The 26,430-nt window shown below is 58.3% G+C and carries 21 protein-coding genes and 2 tRNA genes; 16 read left to right on the top strand and 7 right to left on the bottom strand.

The features are described from left to right. Positions 1 to 70: 70 nt before the first annotated feature. Together ACFC5L_RS17360 and ACFC5L_RS17355 are read left to right on the top strand one after the other, a co-directional pair. The gene (locus ACFC5L_RS17360; protein WP_375203953.1) at positions 71 to 862 is read left to right on the top strand and encodes an SDR family oxidoreductase; all 792 of its coding nucleotides are present in this window, start codon (positions 71 to 73) and stop codon (positions 860 to 862) included. 8 nt (positions 863 to 870) lie between these two features. Continuing rightward, complete coding sequence (locus ACFC5L_RS17355) at positions 871 to 1,617, top strand: class I SAM-dependent methyltransferase (RefSeq protein WP_375203952.1); 747 nt, start codon at positions 871 to 873, stop codon at positions 1,615 to 1,617. Here ACFC5L_RS17355 and ACFC5L_RS17350 read toward each other — a convergent pair. Both ACFC5L_RS17350 and ACFC5L_RS17345 read right to left on the bottom strand, forming a co-directional pair. After that, entirely contained in the window at positions 1,614 to 3,431 is a 1,818-nt protein-coding gene (locus ACFC5L_RS17350; protein ID WP_375203951.1) for an aminopeptidase P family protein, read from the bottom strand. The genes ACFC5L_RS17355 and ACFC5L_RS17350 overlap by 4 nt on opposite strands. Before the next feature lie 74 nt (positions 3,432 to 3,505). Further along, a complete protein-coding gene (locus ACFC5L_RS17345; protein ID WP_375203950.1) occupies positions 3,506 to 4,399 on the bottom strand; it encodes a 50S ribosomal protein L11 methyltransferase in 894 nt (297 codons plus the stop codon). Positions 4,400 to 4,493: 94 nt separating this feature from the next. Here ACFC5L_RS17345 and ACFC5L_RS17340 point away from each other — a divergent pair, with 94 nt between their 5' ends. Further along, positions 4,494 to 5,591 (top strand): glycosyltransferase family 61 protein, encoded by a 1,098-nt coding sequence (locus ACFC5L_RS17340; RefSeq protein WP_375203949.1) that lies wholly within the window; start codon positions 4,494 to 4,496, stop codon positions 5,589 to 5,591. A 3-nt stretch (positions 5,592 to 5,594) separates the two neighbouring features. Here ACFC5L_RS17340 and ACFC5L_RS17335 read toward each other — a convergent pair whose 3' ends face one another. After that, a complete protein-coding gene (locus ACFC5L_RS17335; RefSeq protein ID WP_375203948.1) occupies positions 5,595 to 7,946 on the bottom strand; it encodes a DUF3553 domain-containing protein in 2,352 nt (783 codons plus the stop codon). Positions 7,947 to 8,265: 319 nt separating this feature from the next. Between ACFC5L_RS17335 and ACFC5L_RS17330 the strand changes: the two genes are divergently transcribed. Continuing rightward, positions 8,266 to 8,601: a YegP family protein gene (locus tag ACFC5L_RS17330; protein ID WP_375203947.1), complete on the top strand. Its 336-nt coding sequence runs from the start codon at positions 8,266 to 8,268 to the stop codon at positions 8,599 to 8,601. 96 nt (positions 8,602 to 8,697) lie between these two features. Further along, the gene (locus ACFC5L_RS17325; RefSeq protein WP_375203946.1) at positions 8,698 to 9,252 is read left to right on the top strand and encodes a GNAT family N-acetyltransferase; all 555 of its coding nucleotides are present in this window, start codon (positions 8,698 to 8,700) and stop codon (positions 9,250 to 9,252) included. On the opposite strand, the gene ACFC5L_RS17320 is transcribed toward ACFC5L_RS17325, so the two are convergent. Further along, the gene (locus tag ACFC5L_RS17320; protein WP_375203945.1) at positions 9,249 to 9,551 is read right to left on the bottom strand and encodes a DUF4286 family protein; all 303 of its coding nucleotides are present in this window, start codon (positions 9,549 to 9,551) and stop codon (positions 9,249 to 9,251) included. The two genes, ACFC5L_RS17325 and ACFC5L_RS17320, sit on opposite strands and share 4 nt — an antisense overlap. A 3-nt stretch (positions 9,552 to 9,554) precedes the next feature. Continuing rightward, positions 9,555 to 10,379 carry a hypothetical protein gene (locus tag ACFC5L_RS17315; protein WP_375203944.1) on the bottom strand — a complete coding sequence of 275 codons (825 nt, stop codon included), beginning with the start codon at positions 10,377 to 10,379 and terminating at the stop codon, positions 9,555 to 9,557. Positions 10,380 to 10,586: 207 nt separating this feature from the next. Here ACFC5L_RS17315 and ACFC5L_RS17310 point away from each other — a divergent pair, with 207 nt between their 5' ends. After that, a complete protein-coding gene (locus tag ACFC5L_RS17310) occupies positions 10,587 to 12,263 on the top strand; it encodes a M28 family metallopeptidase (protein ID WP_375203943.1) in 1,677 nt (558 codons plus the stop codon). 52 nt (positions 12,264 to 12,315) lie between these two features. Here the strand turns inward: ACFC5L_RS17310 and ACFC5L_RS17305 are convergent, their stop codons facing one another. Continuing rightward, on the bottom strand, positions 12,316 to 13,035 hold the full coding sequence (locus ACFC5L_RS17305; protein ID WP_375203942.1) for an SIMPL domain-containing protein: 720 nt from the start codon (positions 13,033 to 13,035) through the stop codon (positions 12,316 to 12,318). A 201-nt stretch (positions 13,036 to 13,236) separates the two neighbouring features. Here ACFC5L_RS17305 and ACFC5L_RS17300 point away from each other — a divergent pair. From ACFC5L_RS17300 to ACFC5L_RS17255, 10 genes are all read left to right on the top strand, one after another. After that, positions 13,237 to 13,313 (top strand) — tRNA-Ile (locus ACFC5L_RS17300). Positions 13,314 to 13,396: 83 nt separating this feature from the next. Beyond that, positions 13,397 to 13,483 (top strand) — tRNA-Leu (locus tag ACFC5L_RS17295). 179 nt (positions 13,484 to 13,662) lie between these two features. Then, the gene (locus tag ACFC5L_RS17290) at positions 13,663 to 16,362 is read left to right on the top strand and encodes a LuxR C-terminal-related transcriptional regulator (RefSeq protein ID WP_375203941.1); all 2,700 of its coding nucleotides are present in this window, start codon (positions 13,663 to 13,665) and stop codon (positions 16,360 to 16,362) included. Between the two features lie 202 nt (positions 16,363 to 16,564). Next, a complete protein-coding gene (locus ACFC5L_RS17285; RefSeq protein WP_375204076.1) occupies positions 16,565 to 18,136 on the top strand; it encodes a hydantoinase/oxoprolinase N-terminal domain-containing protein in 1,572 nt (523 codons plus the stop codon). Further along, on the top strand, positions 18,133 to 19,254 hold the full coding sequence (locus ACFC5L_RS17280) for a DUF917 domain-containing protein (protein WP_375203940.1): 1,122 nt from the start codon (positions 18,133 to 18,135) through the stop codon (positions 19,252 to 19,254). Before ACFC5L_RS17285 ends, ACFC5L_RS17280 begins: the two co-directional genes overlap by 4 nt. 50 nt (positions 19,255 to 19,304) lie before the next feature. Further along, positions 19,305 to 21,500 carry a TonB-dependent receptor gene (locus ACFC5L_RS17275; RefSeq protein WP_375203939.1) on the top strand — a complete coding sequence of 732 codons (2,196 nt, stop codon included), beginning with the start codon at positions 19,305 to 19,307 and terminating at the stop codon, positions 21,498 to 21,500. A gap of 50 nt (positions 21,501 to 21,550) precedes the next feature. Further along, complete coding sequence (locus tag ACFC5L_RS17270) at positions 21,551 to 22,291, top strand: aspartate/glutamate racemase family protein (protein ID WP_375203938.1); 741 nt, start codon at positions 21,551 to 21,553, stop codon at positions 22,289 to 22,291. A 384-nt stretch (positions 22,292 to 22,675) separates the two neighbouring features. Then, positions 22,676 to 23,656 (top strand): tRNA dihydrouridine(20/20a) synthase DusA, encoded by a 981-nt coding sequence (dusA, locus tag ACFC5L_RS17265; protein WP_375203937.1) that lies wholly within the window; start codon positions 22,676 to 22,678, stop codon positions 23,654 to 23,656. Continuing rightward, entirely contained in the window at positions 23,657 to 24,484 is an 828-nt protein-coding gene (locus ACFC5L_RS17260; RefSeq protein WP_375203936.1) for a sulfite exporter TauE/SafE family protein, read from the top strand. It abuts the gene before it with no gap. Between the two features lie 97 nt (positions 24,485 to 24,581). Continuing rightward, a complete protein-coding gene (locus ACFC5L_RS17255; RefSeq protein WP_375203935.1) occupies positions 24,582 to 25,559 on the top strand; it encodes a beta-ketoacyl-ACP synthase III in 978 nt (325 codons plus the stop codon). On the opposite strand, the gene ACFC5L_RS17250 is transcribed toward ACFC5L_RS17255, so the two are convergent. Continuing rightward, positions 25,560 to 26,390: a sterol desaturase family protein gene (locus ACFC5L_RS17250; RefSeq protein WP_375203934.1), complete on the bottom strand. Its 831-nt coding sequence runs from the start codon at positions 26,388 to 26,390 to the stop codon at positions 25,560 to 25,562. Positions 26,391 to 26,430 lie beyond the last annotated feature (40 nt).

Here is a 26,430-nt window from a genome sequence, read left to right as displayed (position 1 = left end):
ATTACCGCCGCCCATGTCGCGACTCACTGCGATCCCGTAGTCTCCCTTCTTAAAAAGAGGAGAGAGAGGCATGGCCGAACCCGATTCATTATTGGACCTTACCGGCAAGACCGCGATCGTCACCGGCGCGTCGCGCGGCATTGGCGAAGCAATCGCCCGGCGTCTGGCGCAATACGGCGCCAATGTCGTTGTTTCGAGCCGCAAGCTCGACGCCTGTGAACCGGTTGTCAATTCCATCAATATGCTGGAGGGGCGCGAAACAGCTTTCGCCATCCCCTGCAATATTACCCATAAGGAAGAGTTGCAGCGCCTCGTTGATGAAACGAAAGCGAAGCTGGGGCCCGTCGACATTCTTGTCGCCAACGCCGCCGTCAATCCCTATTACGGTCCTGCGTCCGGCATGACCGACGAACAGTTCGACAAGGTTATCGATTGCAACGTCAAATCCCCGCATTGGCTGTCGCAGATGGTGTTGCCCGACATGCGCGCGAAAAAAGACGGATCGATTATTATCATTTCGTCAATTGGCGGCTTTTTCGGATCGTCGTCCCTCGGCGCGTATAATATTTCCAAGGCGGCGGACCTGCAGCTTGCGCGCAATCTTGCGGTGGAGGTTGGCCCCGATAATGTGCGGGTTAACTGTATCTGCCCTGGCGTCGTTAAAACCCATTTCGCAGAAGCGCTCTGGAAAGATCCGAAGATTGAAAAAGTCATGACGGAGCGTTTGCCGCTGCGCCGTTTTGGTGAGCCTGACGATATAGCCGGCGCTGCCGTGTTTCTGGCTTCGCCCGCTGCGCGGTGGATGACAGGGCAGGCGATGATCATTGATGGCGGCGCGATGATTTCGCTGGGTGAGCTGTAAGAAAATTCATGGCTGATCCGTCGATGAATTTCGGCGAAGCCGCCGCGCGATATTCGGCGTTTCGTCCTGAATACCCACGGGAAGTTTTCGACTTTCTCTTGTCCCATGTGACGAGCGGCTGCGCACGCGCCGCCGATCTCGGCGCCGGATCGGGGCAGGCGACGCGTCGGCTCGCCGGATTGTTTGACGAAGTCATCGCCGTTGAACCTGACGGCCGGCTGGCGGGCGACGCCGGCTTGCCGGAAAACGCTGTGATTGAAGTAAAAGCTGCAGAGGCGGCGATCTTTGACGAGGCGAGCCTCGACGCGGTGATCAGTGCGACGGCGTTTCACTGGATGGACCAGAAACTCATCTGCAATAATGTTGCGCGCTGGCTCAAGCGCGGCGGCGCTTTCTTCCCTTTCGCCTTCGACGCCTTCGAGGTCGCGGGCGCCGCAAGCGATTATTTTGCCGATGAGTTTGATAAGTGGCGGGTCTATCGCGATCGGCGCCTGGTGGAAAACTATGACTATGGAAAAGTCCTGAAAGAAAGCGATGTTTTTTCTTCAGTCACTCCCTATCGCCAGAGCCTGCGACATGAATTGCCTTCCGCGGCGGCGGCGGGGCTTATTTCCACATTTTCTTTCGCGCGCGATTACGCCCGCGACCATGGCGGCGACGACTACTTCCAGTCAGTGAAAGACACACTCACCGGCTATGGGGAAACGGTGACGTTCATCACACCGATCATTGGCGCTCTCGGTCTTAAGGCTTAAAGCGCCCGCGTCGCTTTTTCGAACCAGTCTTTGATTTCAGTCGGAACTAAAGGCGCGAGCGTCTTGCGGACCCGGTCATGATAGTCGTTGAGCCACTGGCGTTCATCATCCGTCAGTAAATCTACCTTTACGAGATCGAGATTTATCGGCGCGAGCGTGATGGTTTCAAACTCCATCATTTCGCGCTCGCCGCCCGGCACTGGTTTCGGCTTTGTCACCACAATAAGGTTTTCAATACGAATGCCGAATGCGCCTTCCTTGTAATAGCCAGGCTCGTTGGAAAGGATCATGCCGGGCTTTAGAGCTTGCGTGTTTGGCGCCTTGGCGATGCGCTGCGGGCCTTCATGGACGCCGAGGAACGAGCCGACGCCATGGCCCGTGCCGTGATCGTAATCGAGCCCGGCGTCCCACAGAGGTTTGCGCGCAACCATATCGAGCTGATGGCCAGTCGTTCCTGCGGGGAATTTCATGACGGCGAGCGCGATATGGCCTTTCAGTACGCGCGTGAAGCGGTCGCGCATTTCATCACTGGCCTCGCCGATGGGCACGGTGCGGGTGATGTCGGTCGTGCCGTCGGGATATTGCCCGCCGGAATCGACAAGATAGAGTGAGTTGCGGTCGAGCTTGATGTTCGATTCCGTCGAGACGCGGTAATGGGGGAGGGCGCTGTTGGGCCCCGCGCCGGAAATCGTGTCGAAGCTCAGATCGCGCAGCATGTCCGATTGCATGCGAATAGATTCGAGCTTTTGCGCGGCGGTGATTTCATCGACCTCGCCCGACTGCGCTTCCGTGTCGAGCCAGTGCAGGAAGATGGTGATGGCGGCGCCGTCGCGAATATGCGCTGCGCGGGTTCCGGCGATTTCGGTTTCGTTCTTCGCTGCGCGGGGGAGGGCGCATGGATCGGCCAGATCGATGACGACGGCCCCATTGGCTTTGAGGTCATCCACATATTTCGACGGCGCGAGCGCCGGATCGACGGCGACTTTCATATGTTGCTTTCCGAGTTTTTCAAGCGCCGAGGCGACGTCGTCTTCTGCGCGAACATCCACATCGTCGCCGAGAAATCCCGGAAGATCATTCCCGATCTTTTCCGGCGCCACGAAGAGCGTCGCAGAACCGTCCTTGTTGATCAGCGCGCGCCCGAGCGGTAGGGGCGACCGGGAAACGTCCTGCCCGCGGACATTGAAAAGCCAGGCGATCGAGGGCGGGGCGGTGATCAGCGCCATGTCGGCCCCGGCTTTGGCGACCGCTGCGGCGATTTCCTTGCGTTTGTCTTCAGATGACTTGCCGGCGAATTGAAGGTCATGCGGTTTCACCGGCGTCAGCGGCGCCGGCGGCTGATCTTTCCAGGCGGCGTCCACGGGATTTTGCACGACTGCGATAAGCTCGAATCCGGCTTTCTGCGCCGCGGTTTTCAGTTTATTGACGCCCGCCGTCGTGTGCAGCATGGGATCGTAGCCGATGCGTGCGCCTTTCGGCGCATTTTCGGAAAGCCATGCATCGGGCGGCGTTTCCATGAGGTCGACATAGTCGAAGAAGGCGCTGTCCGCTTGGGCGCGCACCTGAAGCGTGTAGCGGCCGTCTGTGAACATGATCGCCTTGTCGAGCATGATCAGCGCAGCCCCGGCGGAACCGGAAAATCCCGTCGACCACATCAGCCGTTCCGCATAGGCGGGAATATATTCGTTCTGATATTCGTCATCATGGGGAATGAGAAACCCGTCGAGATTTTGTTTCTTCATTTCCGCGCGCAGAAGGGGCAGGTGCTTGCCGGCAAAAGAACGGTCTGAAACGGGTTCAAAAGTCTGGAACATGGGATTATCCAAATCTGGCTTTCAGTCGGCGGGAATATCGCGCTTCGCAAGGAAAGCCACAAGAGCGGATGCGATCAGGTTTTAACGAAGAGCAGCACCGGCCATGTAGGCTGGTCGAGACGGTTGATCATGCGAAAACCGGCGGCCTCATAAGCGGAAATAACGCCCGCCTCCTGTTCCGTCATCAGGCCGGCCAGCATCACCCGGCCGTTTTTGGCCACATGCTCGGCCATCCCCGGCGCCAATTCGGCGAGAGGGCCCGCGAGGATATTGGCGAAGACAAAATCGAACGGCGCTGCGTCCTTGATCTCATCATGATTGAAGCCGTCAGCGGCAAGGGTGATGACATAGTCGTCCGCGTCGTTGAGATCGACATTTTCCGCCGCAATCGCGACGGAGTCCTCATCGATATCCGTCGCCAGCACCTGCCGCTTCCAGATTTTCGCCGCTGCGATGGCGAGGATTGCCGATCCACAGCCGAGATCGAGCACTTTTTTGGGCGCGAAGCCGGCGAAGCGGTCAAGCAGGGTGAGACAACCTGCGGTCGTCGGATGATGGCCGGTGCCGAACGCCATATTGGCGTCTATGCGGATCGGAATGTCGGCGTCTTCATTGGGCAGCTTGTCTGCGTCATGGACGCCGTAAAGCACGAACCGGCCGCATCTGACGACGCCAAGGCCCTCAAGCGAATGCGCGACCCAGTCAATGTCGGGCAGGTCTTCGGTCGCCACATGTTCGATATTGGCGAGGGCGTTGTCGAAAGCGGTGAGCTTCGCGCGCAATGCCGCGATGTCGGGCGCATCTTCTGTGTACGTCTCAAGGGACCAGACGCCGTCATCGCCTTCCTCGACGGGCTTGTCGAGGCGGCGGAGCGAGACGGCGGTCTCCATGGTTTCGTCGGCCTCGGTGAAAAACATCGAGGCGGTTTCCATTTCGGCCCGGCTTCCTTTCCAGGTCGTTTTATACATTATGAATGTTTCCGTGCTTATTGTGCGGCTGGTCGATTAGTGTTTATTGGCCTACTCGCAATGAAGGCGACGTGCAACCGGGTCCAGGGGCTCCATGATGTTCGATCTTAACAGGGCGGCGTTGATGGCGGCATATGCGCGTTTTCGTGTGCAACGCCGGTTGTCAGGCGTTCACAACTTGTTCGATCGGGCTGAAAAAAACTGGGTTATTGCGCCGCCTGAAACGATCGAGACGCCGCCGTCGATCGTCCTTGATGGAGAATTTGATCGCATCCGCGTTGTGGAGCAATGGTCGACGCCGGATGTTGAAAAGCGACGCATGTTGGGCGGCGCTTTTGATCGCCCGGCGGTCATGGCGTATGAATTTAAAGACGCAATCCTTTACCAAGGATCGATCATCGCCGCCGGCGCAGAAAAACGCATCCTGCCTAATGAACATCGTGCGTCTTCGGCAAAAAACAATCCCGTTAAAGTTATTGATGAAGGCGCGCTTGCCGGGTCTTTTCTCGGCCTTATGTATTTCGGCCATTGGCTGAAAGATGATGCGCCCTTGTCGCTGCTGGCGGAAGAATATGGAACGCCGTTTTCGCCGAGCCCGCCTTCATGGCATGCCGCGCAATTCCGTGAAACGCATATAGGCGGCTATATCGATTTCCTGGATGTGCCCTGGAGCCAGGCGGAAAATGTCCGCTGTAAAAAACTCATCATGTTTGATGATGAGGATTTCACGACTCATAAAGGTCGGCGGCTGGAGCGTCTTCGCAGTCGCGCCTATAAAAAGCTTGGCGCGCCGAAAGTGACGGGGCGGCGCATTTTCATCAAGCGCGGCATCGCCGATAAGGGCGTGCGGCGTTTCGGCAATGAGGTGGAGATTGCCGCGCGCCTCGAAGCTGAGGGGTTTCTTGTTGTAGACCCGTCAAAGATGAATGTGGTTGAGATCGCCAACGCAATTCACGGCGCGGCGCTGGTTGTCGCCGCTGAAGGAAGCCATCAGGTGCATTCGATCTTTACGCTGGCGAAAGGCGCGGGGCTCCTCGCCATCAGTCCGCCGGACCGGTTCTGCACCGTAAACAAGCGCTGGACCGATCTGCTGGGTCTTCGCTATGGCTTCATGGTGGGCGATCCGGCGGAGGAAGGGTTCACCGCCGATTATGACCGCTTGCGCCGGACAATCGATCTTTTTGACGCGTGAGCCTCAAGCCGCTTCGACAAATGTATCGATAACCTTTTTCGGTCCGGAATGTTCGAAATTGACGGTCAATTTTTGACCTTCGATGGAAGCGATTTTCCCGTAGCCGAACTTCTGGTGGAAGACGCGCTCACCGACCTTGTATTTCGATTTTCCGGGCGCCGAGACGGACACAGTGGCGCCGCGGCCTTCGATCAGCGGCGGTTGCGCAGCAGGACGCGACGAGGCCGCACGGGCGCGCTTCCAGCCCGGATTGTCGTAATAGTCGTTTTCTTTCAGCTTCATTCCTTCAAAAGAAGAATGGCTCGCGAGTGACGAGGCGGCGTTGCCGTAAAGTCCGGGCTCGGACATCACCTCCACATGTTCTTCCGGTAGTTCGTCAATAAAGCGCGATGGGATCGCCGCCTGCCAGCGGCCGTAGATCTGACGGTTCGCGGCGAAAGAAATGCGGCAGCTTTCTTCGGCGCGCGTAACGCCCACATAGGCGAGGCGGCGCTCTTCTTCGAGCGCGGCGTTGCCTTTTTCGTCAAGCGACCGCTTTGAGGGAAAAATTTCCTCCTCCCAGCCGGGCAGAAACACGACGGGAAATTCAAGGCCCTTCGCCGCATGCAGCGTCATTAGCCAGACTTGTCCGTCGGCGGAGCTTTCGCTCAGTTCAGAAACGAGCGCCACATGATCGAGATAGGCGTTGAGGGTATCAAATTCCGACACCGCCTGAATAAGTTCTTTTAGATTGTCGAGCTTGCCACCGGCCTGCGGGCTCTTTGAATTCTTCCACATTTCAATATAGCCGGATTCTTCCAGCACGAGTTCGGCGAGATCGGCGGGCGGCATGTCTTTGGCGTCGCGGGCCCAGCGGTCGATGGTGTCCACAAAATTGAGCAGCGAACGGCGGGCGGCGGCGGCGAGGTCGTTGCTTTCAAGCGCCATGCGAGACGCCGCCATCAAGGGAATGTCATTGGCGCGCGCTATCTTGTGCAAGGTTTGAAGCGCTTTATCGCCGAGGCCGCGTTTAGGTTTATTGACGACGCGGTCGAAGGCGAGGTCGTCGTCGGCGGACCGGATAAGCCGCAAATAGGCGAGGGCGTCGCGGGTCTCCTCGCGTTCATAAAAACGCGGCCCCCCGACAACCTTGTAGGCGAGGCCGAGTGTGTTGAAGCGTTCTTCAAAGGCGCGCATCTGAAACGACGCGCGAACGAGCACCGCCATATGGGAAAGGGAGCGGCCTTTGGATTGCTCTGACTCGATGTCGTCGCCGATGAGTCGCGCTTCTTCCTCGCCGTCCCAGACGCCGCGCACTTTCACCTTTTCGCCCTCTTCAAGGTCCGTCCAGAGTGTCTTGCCGAGGCGTTCTGAATTGGCGGCGATGAGGCCCGAGGCTGCGCCGAGGATCGATGGCGTCGACCGGTAATTGCGTTCGAGCCGGATTACTTTTGCGCCCGGAAAATCCTTCTCAAAGCGCAGGATGTTTTCAACTTCGGCGCCGCGCCAGCCATAAATCGACTGATCGTCATCGCCGACGCAACAGATATTTTTGTGTTTTTGCGCAAGGAGCCGCAGCCACAAATACTGCGCGACATTGGTGTCCTGATACTCGTCCACCAGCATGTAGCGAAACCGCCGTTGATATTCTTCGAGAATGTCGGCGTGGTTTTGAAAGATGGTCAGGTTATGAACGAGGAGGTCGCCGAAATCTGTGGCGTTTAAGGTGGTCAGCCGCGACTGGTAGGCTTTGTATAAGGCGATCCCGCGTCCGTCGGCGAAATGCCACGCCTCGTTTTCCGGGACCTTGTCCGGCGTCAGCCCGCGGTTTTTCCAGCCGTCGATGACAATGGCGAGACCGCGTCCGGTCCAGCGTTTCACGTCGAGATTGGCGGCTTCGATCACCTGTTTGGCGAGCCGCGCCTGATCATCGGCGTCGAGGATGGTGAAGTTGGATTTCAGGCCCACAAGTTCCGCATGACGGCGCAGGATCTGCGCGCCGATGGAATGGAACGTGCCGAGCCATTTCATGCCTTCTACATCGCCGCCGACAAGCGCCGCAATCCGCTCCTTCATCTCGCGCGCCGCCTTGTTGGTGAAGGTGACGGCGAGGATTTGCCAGGGCTGCGCGCGGCCAGTGTGGAGGAGGTGGGCGAGGCGGGTTGTCAGCGCCCGGGTTTTGCCCGTGCCGGCGCCGGCGAGCATCAGCACGGGGCCGTCGACCGTCAGCACCGCCGCGCGCTGTTCGTCATTGAGCCCCTCAAGATAAGGCGCATTTTCAGCATCTCCGCCGGGCGATCCTGCGGAGGGGCGGGCCTGCGCAGCGGCGAGCGCGCGCTCGGAAATGCTGGGTTTGCGGTCGGTTGAAGGGGCCATGAACTCTATTTACCGAAATGAGAACGATTCTGGAACATTTAGAAATAATGAGTGCCGGGCCTGAGTGAAACCCTGCAAAATAGAGTCAGGGGAGGTAATCGGGCCAGCCCGGCCTGATCCGGTGGGCTTCAGCCTTGGATTCTCATGGATTGGAGCCGAAGGGGCGCCTGTCGCCGTTAACGGGCGTCTGGCAATACGACATGAAAATATTTTGAGAAATCCCCGTTAGGGCTCCGGAAGATTTGCAATAATGGCCGGAATCGCGATCATGAGCGAAGGGGAGAACAGGGCCTCAAGGCTGACAGAGGAGACTGAGTGAATGGCCGGAAAATTTGAACTTTATAAGGACAAGGGCGGCGAATTCCGCTTCCGCCTCAAGGCTGGCAATGGAGAGAATATTCTCGCCAGTGAAGGCTATAAGGATAAATCCGGCGCTGAAAACGGGATCGCCTCGGTCAAGAAGAACGCGGCCGACAAAGCGCGGTTCGAAGTCAAGGACTCCACCAGCGGCAAGCCCTATTTCGTTCTGAAAGCGGCTAACCACCAAGTCATCGGTCAGTCGCAGATGTATGACAGCGCCTCCGGGTGCGAGAATGGCATCGAGTCGGTCATGAAGAATGCGCCGGACGCGGCCATCGACGACCAGACCGCCTAAGCCCGTCTTGAACAGGATCGAATGGCGCCGCCCTTTTTGGGGCGGCGCCATTTTCTTTGATATTTTCATTTTCGCCTCAGCGAGCATAATCGGCTTATGAGCAAGGACACCCGTTTCAGCCATCGCATCGCCACCGAAGCGGATGCGCCCGCCATTGTCGCGCTGATGAAGGCCTCCATCGCCGAAAATATGAAGGGATTTCTGACGGCGGAGGAGATCGCTGCCGCGCAGGAGACCATGGGGCTCGACACGACGCTTCTGGAAGACGGCACCTATTTCGTGATTGAGACGGAGCAGGGCGGCGCCACCGTCATGGCCGGCTGCGGCGGCTGGGGCAAACGCAAGACTTTATATGGCGGCAATCATACCAAAGGCCGCGACGACAGCTATTCCAATCCCGCAAAAGACGCCGCGCGCATTCGCGCCATGTACACCCATCCCGACTGGACGCGGCGCGGTGTCGGTTCGCTGTTGATTGAGCTTGGTGAAAACGCGGCGCGTGAGGCCGGGTTCAAAACGATTGAGCTTGGCTCGACCGTGCCGGGTGAGCCGCTTTATCGCGCGCGTGGTTATGAAGAGGTGAGCCGCGAGACGCAGGTCGCCGCGAATGGTCACGTCAATACGATCATCCTCATGCGCAAGGCGCTTTAGCGTGATTTTAGAATGCGCCGGCGCGCAACCAGCTTGCCGCCGAAGCGCTTGACGCCGTCTGCACGCATTTCCTTTGCAGGACCAGCAAGATAAGCGTCCATCGCCGCCATGTCGCGGAGACGATAGACGCTGGTGATCTCGCATTCGTCCTCTGCGTTGATGAAAATTTCGCCGGACAGAAAGCCGTCAAATGTGAGCATCTGCGCCACATGCGGCGTCAACCAAGCGAGATACTCGCCGCGCGCATCCGGGGATATGTCGGCGATGACTTCGTAAAGGACCTGTTTTTCGTTCGCCAAGACTTATGAGCCTTCGATGATCACCAAGCTGTCTTCTGACAGGTCTTCGTCGGCGTCGGCGATGATGTCGTCAGCCTCCTGCTCGGCAAAATCCGCGAGCACCTCGTCACATCCTTCTTGAACGAAGGCGACATCGTCGATGAGAAAGCGCAGGATATCTCTCGACTCCGCCGGATTGCCGCTCTTCATGCTGACTTCGATCTTTTTTGCGCGGCCGCCGATATAATAGGCCCCAGCCATATTTTTCCAGCGTACGGTGTTCTTGTTCCACTCGAACTCGGTTTCAGCGTCGGGCAGCGCCAGCCCGTCCGCATCCCAACCTTTTATCAGCACCCGGAAGGGTTCGTTTTGGCGTGCGCCGGTGGGATAAATCGCCAGCGTGGCGACGCAGACCGGTTGGTCGAACTCAATAGTCAGCGGCGCATTGAGATAATCGTAATAGCCGGCTGCGTATGCCCCGCTGGGCGCCGCCTCATAGGTGCAGATGGAATCGTAATAAAACCGGCGCTGACCTTCGCAAACCTGGCGGGTGACGCCTTTGCCAAAATGCACGCCGAATTCTTTTGCATAGGCTTCGCGAATGATCTCGCCGTGACGGCCGGGCGGAACTTCAAAATCAATGACGCGATAAGGATCATCCAGATCGCCTTTCGCTCTTTCCTGCTTTTGGATCGGGCGTGTGATCGTGGCGGGATTCGTGTCATGATCCGGATCAGGACCAATCCCGTTTTCATGAACATAACCGCCTTGCGCCGAAGCCGAGCCAAGACTGATCAACGCGGCGGCGAAGACGCTGCCTGTAAGATGTGAAACCGAAAATCTGTTCATCGCGCAATACTCCCCTGCTGGTAATAATACCGCGCTGGCGCAGGGGTTCCAATACTCTACATCAATGCGAAAAAGCGTTGCAAAATCACATCACTACTGATGTGGCGGGGGGGCTGGGCTCGCGGGAATCGGAATGCGCGCTGTCGCAGCCGCCTTGACCGGCAGGGACGGGGCGCCCCTAATCGCGGCCGTGAAAAAGGAATTTCAATGCAAGTCAATCTGCTTCGCTTAATAGCTTGTCTGTTCCTGTCTGCGCTTGTCGCCGCCTGCGCCACCGTGGAGCCGCCGCCAGCATATCCGCAGGTCGCTCAAGCCGCTGTTGAGACACAAGCAAAGAACGGTGTCGTCGAACGTATCCGCGCCGATATTGCCTGGCTGTCAGATGACGCACGCGAGGGACGTGAAACCGGAACCGAAGCCTATCGACAGGCGGCTGATTATGTGGCGGCGCGGATGGCGGGGCTCGGCCTGAAGCCCGGCGCCAATGGGCGCTGGATGCAGGAGGTTCCTTTTGTATCGGCATCGCCGGTGGTGGACGTTGCGGCATTGTCGATAACATCCCCGGACGGCGATTTGCGTCAGCTTGAAAGTCTCACGGATTTTGTCCTTTACCCTTCGGTCGCTGAAGACGCTTTTTCTATCATGCAGGCGCCGATGGTGTTTGTCGGCTATGGCGTGCATGCGCCGGCATTTGGTTATGACGACTATGAAGGCGTCGATGTGGCCGGAAAGGTCGTGGTTTATTTTTATGGAGCGCCGGACATTTTCGATACTGAAAGCCGAGCGCATTTCAACTCCAGCAGCTTAAAAGCGAAAGAGGCTTCGGACCGGGGCGCAATTGGCACGCTTACTCTCGCCACGGCTGCGAGTGAGAAGCGCACGCCTTGGGAGCGGCGAACCGCCAATCCGCATTACACGTCCTTAACCTGGTTATGGCCCGATGGTCGCGCCGACACCTCAGGTCCAAACATAAAAGGTCGTGCAGTTCTGCACCCGTCCCAGTCAGAACTGGTTTTTGACGGCGCCGCGCACAGTTATGATGAGGTGCGGGCCGCCGCTGACGGGGAAGGCGATCCTACGGGTAGTTTCGATCTCGCCGTGAAAGTCTCCATGTCCGGCGCCATGAAGCGGGAAAACATTTCAAGCCCGAATGTGGTGGGCCTTATCCCCGGCGCTGATCCGAAACTGAAAAACGAATATGTCATACTGACTGCGCATCTCGATCATGTGGGCGTCAATCACGGTCTTATCGACAAAGGTGAGGATGGGATTAATAACGGCGCCATGGATAATGCAACGGGTGTTGCGACCATGCTGGAAGCGGCGCAGCGGTTTATGGCGGAAGGCGCGCCGAAACGCAGCGTCCTCATCCTTGCTGTCACAGCCGAAGAAAAAGGGCTTCTGGGCGCGGACTATTTTGCGCATTTCCCGACCATTGGACGCGGCGAGATGGTCGCCAATGTCAATCTCGATATGCCGGTGATGCTTCATGAATTTACGGATGTGATCGCTTTCGGCGCCGAACGATCATCAATCGGACCGATTATGAAGGCCGCGCTTGAAGAAACCGGCATTGGGTTGTCGCCGGACCCAATTCCAGAACTTGGCGTTTTCACTCGCTCAGACCATTACCGCTTTGTGGAGCAGGGCGTGCCGTCAATCTTTTTGTGGACCGGCTTCGATAATGGCGGCGAGGAAAAGTTCTGGGATTTCTACAAGAACCATTATCACAAGCCGAGCGATGATATTTCCCAGCCTATTCTTTATGATGAGCTCGCGCGCTTTGCGGAGATCAACTATATCATTGCTCGCGCCATTGCGGACGCTCCGGAAAAGCCGGTGTGGAATGAAGGCGATTTCTTCGGCGACCTTTTCTCCAAATGAAAACGGCCCCGCTTGGGGGCCGCTTCAGAGAAAAGTTTTCAAAGCTCAGCGATCATTCAATTTCGTAGACGAGCGAAACAGTGACATTCACCTCCGACTCGCCAGCCTCCATAGGGACATTGGCGGCGGAATCCGCCATCTCCATCCGCGCTGAATACATTTTCGGTTGCGGCGCCTGGGCGTAGCCCTCCTGAATATAGAGGAGCTTGCCGAGACGAACGCCGGCGGCGTCTGTTAGCAGCGAAGCTTTCGATTTCGCCTCGGTGACGGCGTCGCGGCGGGCTTCGTCATAGAGCGGTTTCGGTTCGGAAAAGAAGAAAGAGACCCCGCCAAGCGTGTTGGCGCCCGATTGCACCGCCTGGTCGATCACGGATCCTGCGGAGGAAAGATCGCGCAGGCGCACCGTGACGCTGTTAGAGGCGGTGAAGCCGATCACTTCCGGCTGCGATCTGTTCTTTTCGTAATTGTAGCGCGGATTAACGGACAGGCCTGAGGTCTGGATATCCTTGTCGGCAACTCCGAGATCTTTCAGCTTTTTGATCGTCGCGCTCATATCCGCGGAATTCTGACGCAGGGCGGCGGCGGCGGTCGGCGCTTCGCTACGGACGCCGATGGAGATTACCGCCATATCAGGCGCAGCGGCGGCGCGGCCTTCGCCCGTGACGGTGATGGTGCGCGGCGCATTGGCGGGATCGGCGGCGCTGGCGGCCGGCGCGGCGCAACCCGCCATCATGATGGCGGTAGCTGCGGCGGGAAGGATGGCTGAACGCATGAATTGGCTCCTTTTTTGGTTAAACTGCTGTGACGGCCTGACACGGCGAAAACAAGGCGGCGATTTCACCGCAATATGTCAACGGGCCGAGACGCCTTCAAGTTCGGGTGAGGCGAGTGAAAAACGGCGCGGGCGGCGGGCTTTCGCCCGCTTTCGATAGCTGATAATAGGGCGCTCCCGTCAGACGGAAGGCCGTCTTCCGGGCCTGTAGCTCAATTGGTTAGAGCTGGCGGCTCATAACCGCTAGGTTGGGGGTTCGAGTCCCTCCGGGCCCACCAATCGCGCCCATCGGCAGGCCTGGTCTTTTCCAACAATTCCGGTTGCCATTATGAGAGGACGCCTGTTTATTGGCGCGCACTTTGCGGACGTGGCGGAACCGGTAGACGCAACAGACTTAAAATCTGTCGAGGGTAACCTCGTGGGGGTTCAAGTCCCCCCGTCCGCACCATTAGTCGCTTCCTTTCGCGAAGCGAACGTAGTGCACGGATATTCACTGTTCATTCGTTGTCTGCAAAGGAAGCCTCGCCGGCCAGCGCTGCAGATTTTTCCGATTTCCTTCTTTCTTGCTATATTGTCGAGGTTTGCGAGAATAAGAACCCCGACAGGCAGGGAAGCGAAATTGCAACGGTGAGCACCAACTGGATTATTGAGACCAAGCTCTGCCCGCCGCAATTGTGGCGGGATCTTATCGTCCGTAATCGCCTGGATGGCGAATTTTCGCGTTGGAGACAATCGAAACTCGGCTTGATTACGGCGCCGGCGGGATACGGCAAGACCTCGCTTTTGACGGAATGGTGCGAACGCTGGCGAGAGGAGGGGGCTCATGTCGCCTGGTTATCCCTCGATGAAAATGACGGTGAGTTGTTACGGCTAACGTCTTACCTGATCGCGGCGATTTCCAATGCAGGAGTGCGGCTCGGGCGGCTGGAAATGGCTGCCCGGCAAGGTCTCGCCGACACCTTGACCGACGCCGCCTTCGCTTCACTGATCAATCAGCTGTCTGAGTGCAAGCAGGATGTGGTGGTGGTGTTCGATGACTATCACCGCCTTCAGTCTGCGGAAGCGGACAAGCTGCTGGATGCGTTTATCGCCAGCGCGCCAGATCATGTGCATGTTTTCATCAGCGGCAGAGAGCGTCCGAAAATCGTTCACGCAACCTACAGGGCGCGTGATCAACTGATTGAGGTCGGCGCCGAAGCGCTGAAATTCACCGACACCGAGGCGCGCGACCTTCTCGGACCGACTATCTCCGCGTCCGTTCTTGAGGGACTCATCCATCAGACGGAAGGATGGGCGGTTGCCCTGCAGCTTGCGAAGCTGTGGTGGGAGGACCGTCCCGGCGCTGATGCGCCGATAGCTGGCGACCTCTTATGGTCCGGGAATGTTGCTGAGTATTTTGCTGAGCAAATACTCTTCGAGTTGGAGCCGTCGCTTCAGGAATTCCTGCTGAAAACATCGGTTCTCGAACGCTTTAACGCCGAGCTGGCCAATACGGTTTGCGGGAGAGATGATTGCGGACAGATACTGTCCAGCTTGCATCGGCTTTATGGGCTCATATTTCCGCTTGACCGAGAACATTCGTGGTTCCGATGCCATCATCTTTTCAGTGATTTTCTGAAGCGCACGCTTGAAAAAGAGAGGCCGCAGTCAATTCCAATGCTGCACGCCGCCGCATCTGAATGGTTTGAAAAGGAGAGCTTTCTGGTCGAGGCCGTCAAGCATGCGAAAGCGGCCGGCGATATTGTAAGAGCAGCGGATATTGTCCTTTCCGCTGGCGGCTGGCGGCTGATTATTGAGCATGGCGTCGGCATGGCGAGCAGCCTGCTGCAGCAATTCAGCGATGAAGAAATCAGGCGTTTTCCGCGGCTCCAGATTTGCAAGGCTTATCATTGCATGAAGACAGGCGATCTTGCGTGCGCGCACCGCCTTCTCGAAGAGTTGGCGCCGTTGTTCGAAAATAGCGGCGGAGAAACAGACGCGGCCGCCAGTCGCGACTTCGATCATGTGAACGGCCTGTTGCGGCGCTATGAAGATCATCCGATCAGTTTCAATGATCTTGCACTGGCGCGGGAGAATGTTAAGCGCGCCGATGAGAACGACCCGGGCGATCTTGCGGTGCGCCTGACGGAAGCCTGTTTGCAGCCGCTTGTGTTGGGTGATGTCGAGCCTGCCCAGGCAGCGAGCGCCGAGGCTATCCGGCGCCTGCAAGCAAGCGGACAGGTTCTGCCTTTAAATTACTGTTATTTTCATCTGGGTCTGGCGCAATATCACGCGCTTAATCTCAATGAAGCGGAAGCGACGATCAATGAGGCGCGAGCGCTCGCTGAAGAAAATTACGGCTCCGATAGCGGGCTGAAAAATATCGCCGATGGTTTGCTCGGCGTCATGCGCGCGGAACGCGATGATATGGATGCCGCAGAAAGCTTATTGTCAAATTCGCTAGGCTATATTGAACGTCACGACTCCTGGCTGGAAATCTTTGCACCGGTTTATCAGGTCGCGGCGAGCATCGCTTACTGCACGGAAGGGCATGAAGCGGTGCTCGAGGTGCTGGCGCGGGGCGAGGTGACGGCGAAGCGCCGAAATCTGGAGCGCCTTCAAAGCCTCATGCTGGCGGAAAGAGCCCGCTGGCTTGTGCATTTCGGCGCAATCGATGAGGCGGGGGAGTTGCTGAGCCATCCGTCTCTGGCTTTCGCGATTGGCGGCTGGCGAGATGAGCCGTTTCAATGGCGGCGTCATCACGCTTGCGGCATGGCGCATCTGCGCTTGCGCTTGGCGGAGCAACGAATCAGCGAGGCGTACGAGATTGCCGACGATCTTGAAGCAGCGGCGGAACGCAGCGGACGCGTCTATGATGCAGCGCAGGCGCGGATACTACGTGCTCTGTTTAGCTATATCGCCAAGGACGAAATCAACGCCGCTGCGCAGTTGCTCAAAGTCTTGTCGGCAGCCGCGCCGCAAAATGCGCGCCGGCTTTTTCTGGAAATGCCGCAGGAAATAGAAGACCTTTTGCGCCTTTGCCGCCAGCAGAGCAAGTTGCGCGCTTCGGGCAGTTTCGTGCGCAGTTTTATCGAGGATTTGCTCGAGGCCCGGCGTATGCGGCGGATGCGCCTGAAGATCCACCAGCGTCTTGACCTTCTGAGCGCACGTGAGCGCGAGGTCCTGTCAGAGCTCGCCAATGGGGCGCGGAACAAGGAAATCGCGCGTGTTCTCGATATGACAGAGAATACCGTGAAGTTTCATTTGAAGAATATTTTCTCCAAGCTGGGCGTCGATAACAGAGTCGATGCGGTGACAGTCGCGCGCGAGCGTCAGCTGACGTCCTGAAATCAAGGTATATGCATTTTGTCGCTTGATAAGGCGGCTTTCGGGCCGGTCCTACCCTTTTGGGTAGGGCGCCACGTTCGTCATTGACCCTGTCCCACACTGAAAAACTATCGACCTACACGGATCCTGCTTTGACGAAGGCGCCGGCGTTCCGGATGCTGAGAGATGACTGGCGACCAGGAAACACATGACCGGAGGTGGAATGCGGATCGGCGTTGATGTGGGCGGGACAAATACGGATGCGGTGCTGATGGACGGCGACCGTGTTCTTGCGACCGCCAAGACTGCGACGACGAAGGATGTCGGGTCCGGCGTCGTCAGCGCCATCTCGTCTGTTCTTGAGCAAGCAGGCCAGTCTCCGGCCTCCATAGACGTCGTCATGATCGGCACGACGCATTTCACAAATGCTATTGTCGAACGCAAAGGCCTCGCCCGGGTGGCCGTCATTCGGCTTTGTCTGCCGGCGACGCGCAGCCTGCCGCCAATGATCGACTGGCCCGCGGACCTTGTGGAGATGATCGGCGACGATGTTTATCTCGCCAAAGGCGGTTACGAGTTTGATGGTCGGCTAATCAGTCCCCTTGACCCCGATGAGATCGCGCAGATCGCCGATGACATTGTCAGTAAAGGCGTCAGGAATATCGCCATCTCTTCCGTGTTTGCACCGCTGAACGCGGAGATGGAGCAGGAAGCCGCAAAGATCATCAAGGCGCGGGCGCCGGAAGCAAATATTACGCTGTCTTACGAAATCGGGCGCGTCGGCCTGCTTGAGCGCGAAAACGCGACGATCTTCAACGCCGCGTTGACGGCGCTCGCTGTTGAGGTCGTTGCGGCGTTTGAGAACGCGCTGAAAGAACTCGACATCGCGGCGCCCCTCTATATCAGCCAGAATGACGGCACGCTGATGAGCGCCGAAACCGTCGCGCGCTATCCGGTTCACACATTCGCATCGGGGCCGACAAACTCCATGCGCGGCGCAGCTTTTCTGTGCGACGCGAAAGACGCCATCGTTGTCGATATTGGCGGCACCACTACAGATGTTGGCGTTCTGATCGGCGGCTTTCCACGCCAGGCGTCGTCGCGTGTCGATATCGGCGGCGTGCGCACGAATTTCAGAATGCCTGACGTTTATTCCATCGGGCTGGGCGGCGGAAGCATTGTCAGCGCCGACGGCGGCGTGAAGATCGGCCCCCAATCCGTCGGTTACCGTTTGACCCGGGAAGCGCGGATTTTCGGCGGCGGCGCTCTGACGGCGACAGATATTGTCGTCGCCGCCGGCCGCGCGGAGATCGGCGATGCCGCACGGGTCAGCAATCTCGACGCCGACGCCGTCGAGGCGGCTCGGCAGCTGATTAACTTCAAAATCAATGAAGCCATCGACTGCGTGAAAACTTCCGCCGCCAGGGCGCCGGTCATTCTCGTCGGCGGCGGCTCCGTGCTGGTGACGGAAGATTTGCCTGCTGCGTCGGAAGTCATTCGGCCCGATCATGCGTCCGTGGCGAACGCCATCGGGGCTGCCATCGCGCAAGTCGGCGGCGAAATCGACAAGGTTTATGATTTTGACGCGCTGGGACGGGAGAAAGCGCTGGAGAGCGCCCGCGAAGAAGCGTGTGAGCGCGCGGTCGACGCCGGTGCGGATCGTGAAACGGTTGCAATCATGCAGATCGAGGAAATTCCGCTCGCTTATTTGCCGGGGGCAGTGCGCGTCAACGTTAAAGCCGTGGGCGATCTTGCGGCCGTTAAGCCGGCCCGAACCAAGGAAGCGGCGCAATGAGCAGCACACAGAACGCCGGTTTTGAACTCAAGGCCGAATATCTTGAAGATATGGCGCGAGGCGCGGCTTTTCTCGGGGCGGGGGGCGGCGGCGATCCTTATGTAGGCAGTTTGACAGCGCTTCACGCGGTTCGCACCTATGGAGCGCCGCGTTGCATATCGGTTGAAGACCTTGGCGATGACGACCCGGTTTATATCGCCGCCATGATGGGCGCGCCGAGCGTCATGGTCGAAAAGCTGACCGGGATTGACGAAATCGAAATCGCGATCAGCGCGCTGGAGCGGCAAACTGGCAGGAAAGCCAAGGCGATCATGCCTGCGGAAATCGGCGGGCTGAACGCACTGGCGCCGGTCGCGGTCGCTGCCAAGCGCGGATTGCCGCTGGTGGATGCAGACGGCATGGGGCGCGCCTTCCCGGAATTGCAGATGGTCACTTTCGCCGTGCATGGCGTTTCAACCAGCCCGCTTGCTGTCGGCAATGAGCATGGCGAATATCAGATCATCAATGCGCGTGACAACAAGGCGTCGGAAAATTCGGCGCGCCGACTCGTTATTGAGATGGGCGCCTCGGTGGGTATCTCCTGTTATCCCATGCTGGGCGCGGATGCGAAGCGGTCGGCCGTTCGCGGCACACTTTCCCTGGCCAGAGGGATCGGCGAAGCAATCGCGCGGGGAAGGCGTGAAGGTGATCCGTTCGAAAGTTTGATGCGCTATTTGCGCACAACGGAATATTATAATCAGTGCGGCGTTCTTTTCAGCGGCAAGATCGCCGATCTGGAGCGCAAGACCGAAGGCGGTTTCACTCTCGGCGCCTGCAAGATTCTTTCAAATGAAGGCGACGGGCGCGAGATGGAAGTGATTTTCCAGAACGAATATCTGCGTGCCCGCTGCGGCGATGAAACACGGACGATCGTGCCTGATCTGACCTGCATTCTCGATGCGGAATCAGCCGAGCCGATCACAACGGAAACGTTGCGCTACGGCCAGCGCGTCAAGGTCATGGGAGTTAGCTGTGCGCCTGTGATGAGATCAAAAGCAGCGCTTGAACTTTTCGGTCCGGGCGCCTTTGGGCTCGATGAACCGTTCAAGCCGATAGAAGAGCTGATCGCCGCCGGGTAAGGCGCGGTCAAAATGGCGACTTTGAGGGGACTTAAGAGGAGTTTAAGGCGATGAGACAGGTTAGAGCGAGTTTGATGGCGGGAGCGGCGATCGCCGCAATGGCGGGGGCGTTGACGTCCGGCAGAGCGTTTGCGCAGGAGGAAAGAGCCGCTCCCCTGGACACGATCACGGTCACGGCGCGCAAACGCGAAGAAAATGTTCAGCAAACGCCGATTGCGCTGACCGCTTTCTCGCAAGCGACCCTCGAAGACCGGCAGATTTTCAACGTCAATGAGATTGCGCAATATGTGCCGAACCTGCAGGCGTCTTACGCCGCAGGCGGCTCTACGGCGGGGTCGAGCTTCTCCATCCGCGGTATCGGTCAGGCCGACTTCATCACCACAACCGATCCCGGCGTCGGGACATATCTCGATGGCGTTTATCTCGCGCGTGTGACAGGGGCGGCGCTTGAACTGGCTGACATTGAACGCATCGAGGTTTTGCGCGGGCCGCAGGGAACGCTCTTCGGGCGCAACACGATCGGCGGAGCGGTGAGCGTGGTGACGGCGAAACCCTCCGGCGAGTTCGGCCTCAAGGGCGAATTGACGGCAGGCAGTTTCGCCCGGTTTCAAGGGCGCGCGATCCTCGATGCGCCGCTTGTCGAGGATGTGCTGGCGGCGAAGATTGCGGTCTTCGGCAAGACGAGCAATGGCTATGGCAAGGATATCGAACCTCTCGGCGGTTCGGGCGATCTCGGCGCCGACGATGACATCGCTGGGCGGATTCAATTGCGCTTCACGCCCGGCGACGGGATCGAGTTCAATCTCTCTGGCGATTATTCGCGCCGACGCGGCACACAGGCGCCGCAGGGCCGCGTTTTCTTCGATCCCACAAGCGCAGTGGGCATGATATTTGACGATGGCGGCGCCAATGACGTCATTGGCGTCAATGGCGATGTGGACAGCGATGACCTCGACAGGATCGCCGTCGATACGCCGATGACCGACGATCTCGACGTCTATGGCGTCTCCCTGATCTCCGACTTCGATCTGGGCGGGGCGGATCTCAAATTGATCACCGCCTATCGCGGTCTTGAAAGCCAGAGCGGGCAGGACTTCGACGGCGGTAACGACCCCATTCTCAATCAGTTCATCGACAGCGAGCAGTGGCAGTTCAGCCAGGAAATTCAGCTCACAGGCGTCGCCATGGACGGCGCTCTTGACTGGCTGGTGGGCGGTTATTTCTTCACCGAAGACGGCCGCTTCGATACGGATGCAAATATCACAGGCACGCAGGTGCTCGTATTCACCAACAACAAAACGGACTCCTATGCCGGTTTCGCCCAAGGCACCTATCGCCTGAGGGACCGGTTCGCGGTCACCGGCGGCCTGCGCTATACGTCGGAAACCAAGAAAATCGATATCGACACGACCTTCGGCGGCTTCCCGCTGGTCACGGACGGGATCGACCAGAAGACGTTCGACGCGCTGACAGCAAAGGGAAGCCTTGAATTTCAGGCGACGGAAGATTTGTTGCTATACGCATCGATCTCGCAAGGTTTTCGCAGCGGGGGCTATAATGGCCGTCCGTTCTCGCCCACCGATCTTGCGCCTTTCGACGCCGAGCGCTCGCTTTCCTATGAAGGCGGCGTCAAATCCGATCTGGCCGATGGCCGTCTGCGCCTAAATCTCGCAGGCTTCTTCAACAAATATGACGATGTTCAGCTGACCGCCACAACCATGGACAGCATGGGCGGTTTCATTGTCATCACTGACAATGCTGGCGAGATCAATCTCTATGGGTTTGAGGCGGAAATGCAGGCGGCGCCTACGGACGCCCTGCGCCTCTTTGCCCAGCTCGGCCATACGAATACGGATAATCTGAAACCCAAAACCGGCTTCACTATCGGCGCCAACACGCTGCCTCTGGCTTCGGAATGGACCGCAGGCGGCGGGCTCGAATATACGGTCCCTCTTGGCGACGCCTATGAAGCGACCTTCGGCGCGGATGCGTCTTACCGGAGCAGTTACTATCCGCAGTTCAACAATTCGCCGATTGCGGAGGAAGACGGCTACACGTTGGTCAACGCGCGGCTGGCGTTGCGGCCGACCGGCGGCGCCTGGTCTCTGACTTTCTGGGGCAAGAACCTGACGGACGAGGTTTATCGTTCTTTCGGTCAGGACGGTCAGGGCGGCGGCACGCCGGCGGTGGTGGCAATCTTTGCGCCGACGCGCGAATATGGCGTGACGCTGGCCTTTGATTTCTAGGGACGGACGATGTGTTGCAGCAGGCTTTGCATTAAGAAAAGGAAAACGCCATGGCTATCGTGCATCTGGTGACGCCGATCATCACGGAAGGCATTCGCTGTCTGGACGACGTGAAGCCGCTGGAAAAGTTTGGAATTGAAATTCGTCATTCAATTCTCGACTCAGGGCCGGCCTCTATAGAATGCGAATATGATGAAGCCCTTGCTGTTCCGGACACGATCAAAAAATGCATTGAAGCCGAACGCGGCGGCGCCGATGCGATCGTGATTGACTGTATGGGGGATCCGGGCGTGCGCCCCTCGCGCGAGGTGGTTTCGATCCCCGTGCTGGGCCCGATGGAAACCAGCATGCATCTGGCGGCGACACTGGGTTCGCGCATGTCTGTCGTCACGGTCGTCGACGGCGTCGTGCCGATGATTGAGAACCTGGCGCGGATTTACGGCGTTAAGGAACGTCTGGCGCCGATCCGGGTGATCGATCTGCCCGTGCTTGAAATCGAAAAGGATATCGAGCGCACCAAAGCGCTATTGTGTGAAGCTTCGCAAAAAGCGGTGGAGGATGACCGCGCCGACGTGATCATTTTCGGCTGCACCGGATTTCTCGGCTGTGCGGATGCGATTCGAGAGCATCTTGCGGAACGTGACCTCGCCGTGCCTGTGCTCGACCCGGTTCCGGTCACCATGATGCAAGCTGCGGCCATCGCCAATGTTGGATTGTCCCACAGCAAGCGCTGCTACGCGCCTCCTCGGCCAAAAGAGATTAAGGGATACTCTTTCGATATATTGGGCTGATTTCCCTCTAACTCGTCACGAAACGCCACACTTATGCAAATTGCATGAAAAGGGTAATTCGCCGCAAGCGGTAGTCGTGGAACTGGCGGGCAGGTTGGCTCGCCGCCGTCTTAATTCATTCCCCCCGATCCACCGGGGCTCTCGTCTTGGATGCATCCTTGACGCAGTTTTCTTTTTTAGATTTTTCACGCCTCAGAGCGCGCGAACCGTAAGCCGCGCTATTACGTCATCCGCCCTGCAACGAGCCTTGGAATATTGGGCTGAGCGGGCAAGATGCGATAAATTGTTTCAAAGCAAATAGGCTTATAGGATCGGCATGCTGAAAGTTGACTAGCAGCCGCGCATCGTCACATTCTCGCTTAGTTCATTGGTTCAAAAAGAAAAATGCCGGTAAATCAAACATATCAATTCTGCGTAGCGCCGCTGATGGACGGCACCGATCGCCATTGCCGCTATTTTCACCGGCTCCTGTCTAAACGCGCGCGGCTCTATACCGAGATGATCACGGCGGATGCGGCGATCCATGGCGAGCGCGACTATCTTTTGGGCTTTGACGAAAGCGAGCATCCGGTCGCCTTGCAACTTGGCGGGTCTGAGCCGGAGAAACTGACCGAGGCTGCAACAATCGGTGAAGGCTTCGGCTATGATGAAATCAACATGAATGTTGGCTGCCCGTCCGACCGGGTCCAGTCGGGCGCCTTTGGGGCCTGCCTGATGAAGACGCCAGACCTTGTCGCCGATTGCGTGGCGGCCATGAAGACCGCCGTCGGGATTCCGGTGACGGTTAAATGCCGCCTCGGCGTTGATGACCAGGATCCGGAAGAGAGTCTTTTCGGGTTCGTTGAAAAAGTCGCCGCGGCGGGCTGCGAGATTTTTATCGTCCATGCGCGCAAAGCATGGCTGCAAGGGTTGTCGCCGAAGGAAAACCGCACCATCCCGCCGCTTGATTATGACCTTGTACGTCGGCTGAAAAAAGCGCGGCCAGATTTGACCGTTGTGTTGAATGGCGGAATTGAAACCATCAATGATGGTTGCGCGCTCGCGGCTGAGTTTGACGGCGTCATGCTGGGCCGCGCCGCCTATGGGACGCCTTACATGCTCGCCTCTGTCGACGCCGCCATGTTCGGGGAAACGGCGAGTGCGCCCTCCCGTGAAGAGGTGGTGCGCGCCATGTCGGATTATGTGAAGCGCGCCTTTGCGGCGGGCGTTCGGCCACATTCGGTAACGCGCCATATGCTCGGTCTTTATCACGGCGCGCCGGGGGCGAGAGCGTGGCGGCGCTTTCTGTCCGAAAACGCCAGCGCAGCGCGCGCGACCATCCTCGATGAAGCGCTGGAAATCATGCGCGCGCGCGAGCCCGCCTAGATGAGTTTGCTTGCTGAACACTGGGTGCTGATCGTGGCGCTGCTCGCCGCCGGTTTCGCATCGGGTTTCGCGGGCGGGCTGTTCGGCATTGGCGGCGGGGTCATCACGACGCCGGCGCTCTACGCGATCTTTCACCTTCTCGGCTATGAAGAGGGCCCGAGCCTTAAAACCGCGATCGGCACCTCGCTCGCGGTCATCATTGTCACATCGGTGCGGTCGCTGGCGACCCACCATCGCGCCGGTCATGTTGACGGTGAAATGTTACGCCATTGGGGGCCGTGGATTGCGGGCGGCGCCGGGGCGGGCGGCTTGCTCGCACATTGGGCGCCGGCGGAGCTGTTGACCATCGTCTTTGCGGGGGGCGCCTTTTACGTCGCTTACCGGCGCCTTTTCGGAAAAAACCGCGGTCACGCAAAGACCATCAATCTCAACCGCAAGCGCATGAAAATTCCTCTCGGCTTCGGTACCGGCTTTTTCTCAAGCCTCATGGGGATTGGCGGCGGCGCCATGGGCGTGATGGTGATGACGCTCGCCGGGCGCACCATGCATCAGGCGATTGCGACGTCCGCAGGGTTTGGCGTCGCGGTCGCGGGGCCAGGCGTCGTCGGCTTCATTCTTTCAGGGCTCGCCGCCGATGCGCTGCCGCCGGCCTCGCTCGGCTATGTGAACCTCCCGGCTTTTATGGTGATGGCTGTTATGGCGGGGATCGCTGCCCCCTGGGGCGCAAAAGCTGCGCATCACCTTGACGCCGATCTCCTGTCCAAGGGATTCGGGGCTTATGTGCTGTTCGCCGCCGGGGCGCTCGCCTTCGACGTTTTCACCAGTTAAGCGGCTAATCTTAAAATTTGTGCAGTGCGGCGAATTTCCTGTCGTCATGACCGGCGCATGTGCTTAAGGTGGCCATACGCGGCTTTGGGGAAGAGCGATGGCGATGATTGAGACGATAATTTCAGGTGTCGGGTCTTATTTGCCGGAAAAGGTCGTCACAAACGACGATCTCGCCAAAATCGTGGAAACCTCGGATGAATGGGTCCGCAGCCGCTCAGGCATCGCCCAGCGCCATTTTGCGGCTGAAGATGAGGCGTCCTCGGATCTGGCGACCGCCGCCGCCTGGAGCGCCCTCGATCAGGCGGGGCTCAAACCCCGGGACATTGGTCTCATCATCGTGGCGACGGTGACCCCGGACAAGACCTTTCCGTCGACGGCCGTCTATGTACAGGACAAGATCGGCGCGCCGCCGGGAATCGCTTTCGACGTCTCGGCCGCCTGCGCCGGATTTCTCTACGCGCTCACCCTCGCCAATGATTTCATCAAGACCGGCCAGGTGCAGCATGCGCTCGTCATTGGCGCCGAAAAACTTTCCTGTTTTCTCGACTGGGAGGACCGGGCGACTTGCGTACTCTTTGGCGACGGCGCCGGCGCGGTCGTCTTGAGCGGGGAACAGGCGCAGACCGCGCGTGAACCACGCGGCGTGCTTGCGACCTATCTTTCTTCTGACGGCCGGCTTGCAAAACATCTTTACGCCGATGGCGGCCCGTCATCGACCGGGACCGTCGGCAAGGTGCGCATGAATGGCAAGGAAGTTTTTCGAAACGCCGTTGAACAGATATCAAGCGCTGTTTTTGAAGTGACCGAGCGCGCGAAAGTAAGCCGTCATGAAATCGACTGGTTCGTGCCGCATCAGGCGAATATCCGCATCATCGAATCCTGCGGCAAACGGCTGGAGCTTGATGAGAGTAAGGTGATCGTCACCATCGACAAGCACGCCAACACATCGTCGGCGTCGATCCCGCTGGCGCTCGACGCCGGTATTCGCGACGGGCGCATTAAGCGCGGACAATTGCTGGTGTTTGCAGCGCTTGGCGGCGGTCTCGCCTGGGGTTCGGCGCTGGCGCGGTATTGATTATTCAGCAGGCGCGACAGCCGGCTCTTTTGCTTCTTTCACCCGCACCAGCGGCCACAATAATTGCTCTGCGGCGGTGGTGTCGGGCAGGTTCTCGACCCCAAATTCTTCCGGATAACGGCGCGTGATTTTCGCCGTGCCGAACAGGACATCCCAGAAGAACAAGAGATTCCCGTAATTGCCTTTGTAGTTGGTCACCCCATCGGCCTGATGCTTGCCGTGATGTGCGCTATGGGTCGCCGGCGTGGAGATCACACGCTCGACGACCCACAGCGCGGGGGAGAGCCATTTAATTTTGTAAAGCGGTTCATCCCAGCGCACGTCGGAATGCGCACCGTAAATGACAGCCATTTTGACGATGATGTAGCCGGCGTAGATCCAGCCGAGGCCGAGATAGATCAGGGCGCCGGAGAACCACAGGCCGGGCATCAACAGATAATAGAAAAGATTATTGCGATAGACGACGCGAATGGAAAGATACTCGCCATTGTGATGCGGGCGGTGGAGATTGTAGAGCCACGGGAAACTGTGCGAGGCGCGATGCCACCAATATTGCATCATGTCGTCGAAGATCAGGAACAGCGCGATCCCGGCGAGGACGGGTATGTTCGCCAGCGCGCCTTGCGCCCCCGGGGCGATCAACGCGGCGACCGTTGCGCCGCCGAGAAGGGCGAGCGGTTGTGTGACAAGCATCAGCGTCAGCGTTGACGCGATCTCCACGATTACGTCGGCGCGCTTCTGGTTCGGTTTGCGAAAGAAATTGGTGAAGATGATTTCAAGCAGGGCGAACATCGCCAAAATGCCGAGGATGACCAGCATTTCCGGTTTCATGAGCGTCTCTCCCTGCTGTCTGTTTTTTTTGGTTGGCGCT

The organism is Hyphococcus sp., from assembly GCF_041986965.1.
Lineage (GTDB): Bacteria > Pseudomonadota > Alphaproteobacteria > Caulobacterales > Parvularculaceae > Hyphococcus.
This window is presented reverse-complemented; position numbering and strand designations above follow the sequence as displayed.

Coding starts and splice junctions, on each gene's coding strand:
- ACFC5L_RS17345 (WP_375203950.1), bottom strand. CDS start 4,399: ATGTATAAAACGACCTGGAAAGGAAGCCGGGCCGAAATGGAAACCGCC.
- ACFC5L_RS17325 (WP_375203946.1), top strand. CDS start 8,698: ATGAGCAAGGACACCCGTTTCAGCCATCGCATCGCCACCGAAGCGGAT.
- ACFC5L_RS17250 (WP_375203934.1), bottom strand. CDS start 26,390: ATGAAACCGGAAATGCTGGTCATCCTCGGCATTTTGGCGATGTTCGCC.
- ACFC5L_RS17340 (WP_375203949.1), top strand. CDS start 4,494: ATGATGTTCGATCTTAACAGGGCGGCGTTGATGGCGGCATATGCGCGT.
- ACFC5L_RS17270 (WP_375203938.1), top strand. CDS start 21,551: ATGGCTATCGTGCATCTGGTGACGCCGATCATCACGGAAGGCATTCGC.
- ACFC5L_RS17360 (WP_375203953.1), top strand. CDS start 71: ATGGCCGAACCCGATTCATTATTGGACCTTACCGGCAAGACCGCGATC.
- ACFC5L_RS17310 (WP_375203943.1), top strand. CDS start 10,587: ATGCAAGTCAATCTGCTTCGCTTAATAGCTTGTCTGTTCCTGTCTGCG.
- dusA (WP_375203937.1), top strand. CDS start 22,676: ATGCCGGTAAATCAAACATATCAATTCTGCGTAGCGCCGCTGATGGAC.
- ACFC5L_RS17315 (WP_375203944.1), bottom strand. CDS start 10,379: ATGAACAGATTTTCGGTTTCACATCTTACAGGCAGCGTCTTCGCCGCC.
- ACFC5L_RS17305 (WP_375203942.1), bottom strand. CDS start 13,035: ATGCGTTCAGCCATCCTTCCCGCCGCAGCTACCGCCATCATGATGGCG.
- ACFC5L_RS17355 (WP_375203952.1), top strand. CDS start 871: ATGGCTGATCCGTCGATGAATTTCGGCGAAGCCGCCGCGCGATATTCG.
- ACFC5L_RS17330 (WP_375203947.1), top strand. CDS start 8,266: ATGGCCGGAAAATTTGAACTTTATAAGGACAAGGGCGGCGAATTCCGC.
- ACFC5L_RS17285 (WP_375204076.1), top strand. CDS start 16,565: ATGCGGATCGGCGTTGATGTGGGCGGGACAAATACGGATGCGGTGCTG.
- ACFC5L_RS17335 (WP_375203948.1), bottom strand. CDS start 7,946: ATGGCCCCTTCAACCGACCGCAAACCCAGCATTTCCGAGCGCGCGCTC.
- ACFC5L_RS17255 (WP_375203935.1), top strand. CDS start 24,582: ATGGCGATGATTGAGACGATAATTTCAGGTGTCGGGTCTTATTTGCCG.
- ACFC5L_RS17350 (WP_375203951.1), bottom strand. CDS start 3,431: ATGTTCCAGACTTTTGAACCCGTTTCAGACCGTTCTTTTGCCGGCAAG.
- ACFC5L_RS17280 (WP_375203940.1), top strand. CDS start 18,133: ATGAGCAGCACACAGAACGCCGGTTTTGAACTCAAGGCCGAATATCTT.
- ACFC5L_RS17260 (WP_375203936.1), top strand. CDS start 23,657: ATGAGTTTGCTTGCTGAACACTGGGTGCTGATCGTGGCGCTGCTCGCC.
- ACFC5L_RS17275 (WP_375203939.1), top strand. CDS start 19,305: ATGAGACAGGTTAGAGCGAGTTTGATGGCGGGAGCGGCGATCGCCGCA.